The organism is Pseudoalteromonas sp. SK18, from assembly GCF_001974855.1.
Classification (GTDB): Bacteria; Pseudomonadota; Gammaproteobacteria; order Enterobacterales; family Alteromonadaceae; genus Pseudoalteromonas.
Genome location: NZ_MTQB01000047.1, coordinates 1 through 4649, shown reverse-complemented (window position 1 = coordinate 4649; position 4649 = coordinate 1). Strand labels below are relative to the sequence as shown.

Sequence of the window (4649 nt, the reverse complement as noted above, 5' to 3'; positions counted from 1 at the left end):
TAACATTTTAGTATTTATGCGACACGCTGTTTGTGTTGCATAATCGCTTGTTGGACTGAGCCGCTACCTGCTCGGTGTGTCAGAGTTGGTGTTGTTTATGCTATGGGAATTTGCTTTTTGGAGGCTCTCACTTTCCTAGCTGATTTAATCAGCTTAGCTAGTGTTATGTAAGCTTTCCCTGCATTACTCAGCGCTTATTATGTATTCATTACACCTAAATTTGCCTTAATAAGCAATTATATTTTTTACACGTACAGAGGCCGATAGCCTGAGCAGTTAAGCAGGTTAACTAATTGATTTTAAGCAGCTACCTAGCTGCTAACTCGTTCGCTCTACTTTGGTCCTTGTTTCATATAACTGGAATACGCCAATTAACCGCAAGATACCTGCCTTACAATGCTGGCAAGGCCAATGCGGTATCAGTGTTACGTTTTCTGTCTTTAGCTTCTCCACTTTACCTATGTGTGATTCTTGTGACCTTATTAATGCTAACTTTCGCTTGCGACACGCATTAGCTAAAAAGCCATAGTGGCGAATGCGCATAAACCCTTTGGGCAATACATGTTGTAAGTAGCGCCGTAAAAATTCATCACAACTCAGAGTCATGACTTTATCGCGGTTGTTATCTGCATAATCGCGGTATTTAAAGCTCACTGTTTCTTCAGTCGCTGACACTAATCGCGATTCTGACATCACGCCTTTTCGGGTATAACGAGCAAGGTAACTAACTAGCTTTTCACTGTACGTTAAACAGGCTTTGCTATACACGCACCATTTGGTTGGCGTGCTTACCTTCGCGAATGAACTATCGCATTCATTGAGCGCCGTGAGCATTTTTCCCCTAAAAACTGTTGATAACGCTTTTACAGGGTATAAATAGCCTTTTTCTATTTCATGCCAGTGCGCTTTATCAAGCGCGCCTGCGGGTATCAAACAGTGTAAATGGATATGCTGACCTAAGTTTTGCCCCCACGTATGCAGTACACTTGTCATGCCTAACTGACCATGCCTCTTTCGTTTCGCAAATTTACTCAGCGTTTGCCATGTGGCTTTGAATAAACACTGATACAACGCGTTTGGGTTGTAGTGCGCAATGATATTCAACTCATGCGGGAGTGTAAAAACAAGGTGGAAATACCTACATGGTAATAAATCCTCCTGCTGTTTTTGCACCCATTTAGCCGTAGCCATGCCTTGGCAACGCGGGCAATGACGGTCTCGACAACTACATCCAATCTTTTGCGACTCCCCACAGCTATCACATTGCCATGCTTGATAACCGAGCTGACCCGTTCTGCATGATTGAAGGTGCTGACACACGCGCAGTTGTTGATAACTCACCGTATGATGTTGGCGATAACTCTCAAGGCTTGAGTTTAAAATATCAGCGAGGTGTAAGGCGTTCATTGTTTACTCCAGCTCGCAAGCAAATCAATGCCGCCATGACCTAACTCTGGTAACCAATGTAAGTAACTTTGTGTGGTTTTAATATCACTGTGGCCAAGCTGATGTTGCAGTTGATGAAGTGGCATACCTGATTCAAGTTGGTGTGTTGCATAAGCATGGCGTAAAGTATGTGGATTACAGTGCTTTAAGCCACACGCTTGTGCATGTTTTCTCAATGGCTTCCTGAAGGTTGATGCTGACATAGGTTTATCCATTAACAATCGCGAGTAAAACATCCAACCCGTTGGGTGATACATTTTCCAGTAACAACGTAATTGAGCCAGCACACTGTCTGATACAACCACATAGCGTGATTTATCCCCTTTACCTTGTTCAATTAAAATAGTTTTACGCTGTCCATCGATATCTTGCACTTTAATGCGTAGCAGTTCATTAATACGTAAGCCACACCCATAGCACACCATAATCAATGTTTTTAAGCGCATATCGGTGCAACTTTCTATAAGCCGTCGCATGTCATCGCGCGATAAATACGTGGGTGCGCGAAGTTTTACTTTTGGCAGTACAATATCTAAGTTAAGTGGCCGATGTAAAATATTCTTAAACAAGAACCAAATACTGTTTATCTGTATTTTTTGGCTTGCTCTAGAAAGTTTACGAATCGCAGGATCGTTAAAAAAGGCGTTAAGTTCCTCATCAGTAATCGAATCGAGCGGTTTATTAAAATAATGACTGAGTTTTAGTAAATGTTCACAGTAGCTTTTACATGTACTTTGCGAATAACCACGATAGGCTATTTCAGTTTTGACTTGTTCAATGAGTGTATTCATGACTTACCTCCAAGTTATGGGATAACCCCAAGGTAAGTGTGGCTCAAATGATAAGAATAGGATCTCCGCGTAGCGGCTTAGTTCAACATTTTAGTATTTATGCGACACGCTGTTTGTGTTGCATAATCGCTTGTTGGACTGAGCCGCTACCTGCTCGGTGTGTCAGAGTTGGTGTTGTTTATGCTATGGGAATTTGCTTTTTGGAGGCTCTCACTTTCCTAGCTGATTTAATCAGCTTAGCTAGTGTTATGTAAGCTTTCCCTGCATTACTCAGCGCTTATTATGTATTCATTACACCTAAATTTGCCTTAATAAGCAATTATATTTTTTACACGTACAGAGGCCGATAGCCTGAGCAGTTAAGCAGGTTAACTAATTGATTTTAAGCAGCTACCTAGCTGCTAACTCGTTCGCTCTACTTTGGTCCTTGTTTCATATAACTGGAATACGCCAATTAACCGCAAGATACCTGCCTTACAATGCTGGCAAGGCCAATGCGGTATCAGTGTTACGTTTTCTGTCTTTAGCTTCTCCACTTTACCTATGTGTGATTCTTGTGACCTTATTAATGCTAACTTTCGCTTGCGACACGCATTAGCTAAAAAGCCATAGTGGCGAATGCGCATAAACCCTTTGGGCAATACATGTTGTAAGTAGCGCCGTAAAAATTCATCACAACTCAGAGTCATGACTTTATCGCGGTTGTTATCTGCATAATCGCGGTATTTAAAGCTCACTGTTTCTTCAGTCGCTGACACTAATCGCGATTCTGACATCACGCCTTTTCGGGTATAACGAGCAAGGTAACTAACTAGCTTTTCACTGTACGTTAAACAGGCTTTGCTATACACGCACCATTTGGTTGGCGTGCTTACCTTCGCGAATGAACTATCGCATTCATTGAGCGCCGTGAGCATTTTTCCCCTAAAAACTGTTGATAACGCTTTTACAGGGTATAAATAGCCTTTTTCTATTTCATGCCAGTGCGCTTTATCAAGCGCGCCTGCGGGTATCAAACAGTGTAAATGGATATGCTGACCTAAGTTTTGCCCCCACGTATGCAGTACACTTGTCATGCCTAACTGACCATGCCTCTTTCGTTTCGCAAATTTACTCAGCGTTTGCCATGTGGCTTTGAATAAACACTGATACAACGCGTTTGGGTTGTAGTGCGCAATGATATTCAACTCATGCGGGAGTGTAAAAACAAGGTGGAAATACCTACATGGTAATAAATCCTCCTGCTGTTTTTGCACCCATTTAGCCGTAGCCATGCCTTGGCAACGCGGGCAATGACGGTCTCGACAACTACATCCAATCTTTTGCGACTCCCCACAGCTATCACATTGCCATGCTTGATAACCGAGCTGACCCGTTCTGCATGATTGAAGGTGCTGACACACGCGCAGTTGTTGATAACTCACCGTATGATGTTGGCGATAACTCTCAAGGCTTGAGTTTAAAATATCAGCGAGGTGTAAGGCGTTCATTGTTTACTCCAGCTCGCAAGCAAATCAATGCCGCCATGACCTAACTCTGGTAACCAATGTAAGTAACTTTGTGTGGTTTTAATATCACTGTGGCCAAGCTGATGTTGCAGTTGATGAAGTGGCATACCTGATTCAAGTTGGTGTGTTGCATAAGCATGGCGTAAAGTATGTGGATTACAGTGCTTTAAGCCACACGCTTGTGCATGTTTTCTCAATGGCTTCCTGAAGGTTGATGCTGACATAGGTTTATCCATTAACAATCGCGAGTAAAACATCCAACCCGTTGGGTGATACATTTTCCAGTAACAACGTAATTGAGCCAGCACACTGTCTGATACAACCACATAGCGTGATTTATCCCCTTTACCTTGTTCAATTAAAATAGTTTTACGCTGTCCATCGATATCTTGCACTTTAATGCGTAGCAGTTCATTAATACGTAAGCCACACCCATAGCACACCATAATCAATGTTTTTAAGCGCATATCGGTGCAACTTTCTATAAGCCGTCGCATGTCATCGCGCGATAAATACGTGGGTGCGCGAAGTTTTACTTTTGGCAGTACAATATCTAAGTTAAGTGGCCGATGTAAAATATTCTTAAACAAGAACCAAATACTGTTTATCTGTATTTTTTGGCTTGCTCTAGAAAGTTTACGAATCGCAGGATCGTTAAAAAAGGCGTTAAGTTCCTCATCAGTAATCGAATCGAGCGGTTTATTAAAATAATGACTGAGTTTTAGTAAATGTTCACAGTAGCTTTTACATGTACTTTGCGAATAACCACGATAGGCTATTTCAGTTTTGACTTGTTCAATGAGTGTATTCATGACTTACCTCCAAGTTATGGGATAACCCCAAGGTAAGTGTGGCTCAAATGATAAGAATAGGATCTCCGCGTAGCGGCTTAGTTCAACAATTT

At 42.0% G+C, this 4649-nt stretch carries 4 protein-coding genes; all 4 read right to left on the bottom strand.

Going from position 1 to position 4649, the window contains the following annotated elements:
• Positions 1 to 318 precede the first annotated feature (318 nt).
• Complete coding sequence (locus BW139_RS17955) at positions 319 to 1407, bottom strand: IS91 family transposase (protein WP_076920563.1); 1089 nt, start codon at positions 1405 to 1407, stop codon at positions 319 to 321.
• On the bottom strand, positions 1404 to 2237 hold the full coding sequence (locus tag BW139_RS17950) for a tyrosine-type recombinase/integrase (RefSeq protein WP_063528612.1): 834 nt from the start codon (positions 2235 to 2237) through the stop codon (positions 1404 to 1406). Before BW139_RS17950 ends, BW139_RS17955 begins: the two co-directional genes overlap by 4 nt.
• Before the next feature lie 401 nt (positions 2238 to 2638).
• Positions 2639 to 3727, bottom strand: a complete 1089-nt coding sequence (locus BW139_RS17945) for an IS91 family transposase (RefSeq protein WP_076920563.1) — start codon at positions 3725 to 3727, stop codon at positions 2639 to 2641.
• Complete coding sequence (locus BW139_RS17940) at positions 3724 to 4557, bottom strand: tyrosine-type recombinase/integrase (protein ID WP_063528612.1); 834 nt, start codon at positions 4555 to 4557, stop codon at positions 3724 to 3726. The genes BW139_RS17945 and BW139_RS17940 overlap by 4 nt, the downstream gene beginning before the upstream one ends.
• Between the last annotated feature and the right edge of the window lie 92 nt (positions 4558 to 4649).

What these genes read in the sequence shown, in the direction of transcription:
- BW139_RS17955 (WP_076920563.1), bottom strand. Translation starts at nt 1,407, where the DNA reads ATGAACGCCTTACACCTCGCTGATATTTTAAACTCAAGCCTTGAGAGT.
- BW139_RS17945 (WP_076920563.1), bottom strand. Translation starts at nt 3,727, where the DNA reads ATGAACGCCTTACACCTCGCTGATATTTTAAACTCAAGCCTTGAGAGT.
- BW139_RS17950 (WP_063528612.1), bottom strand. Translation starts at nt 2,237, where the DNA reads ATGAATACACTCATTGAACAAGTCAAAACTGAAATAGCCTATCGTGGT.
- BW139_RS17940 (WP_063528612.1), bottom strand. Translation starts at nt 4,557, where the DNA reads ATGAATACACTCATTGAACAAGTCAAAACTGAAATAGCCTATCGTGGT.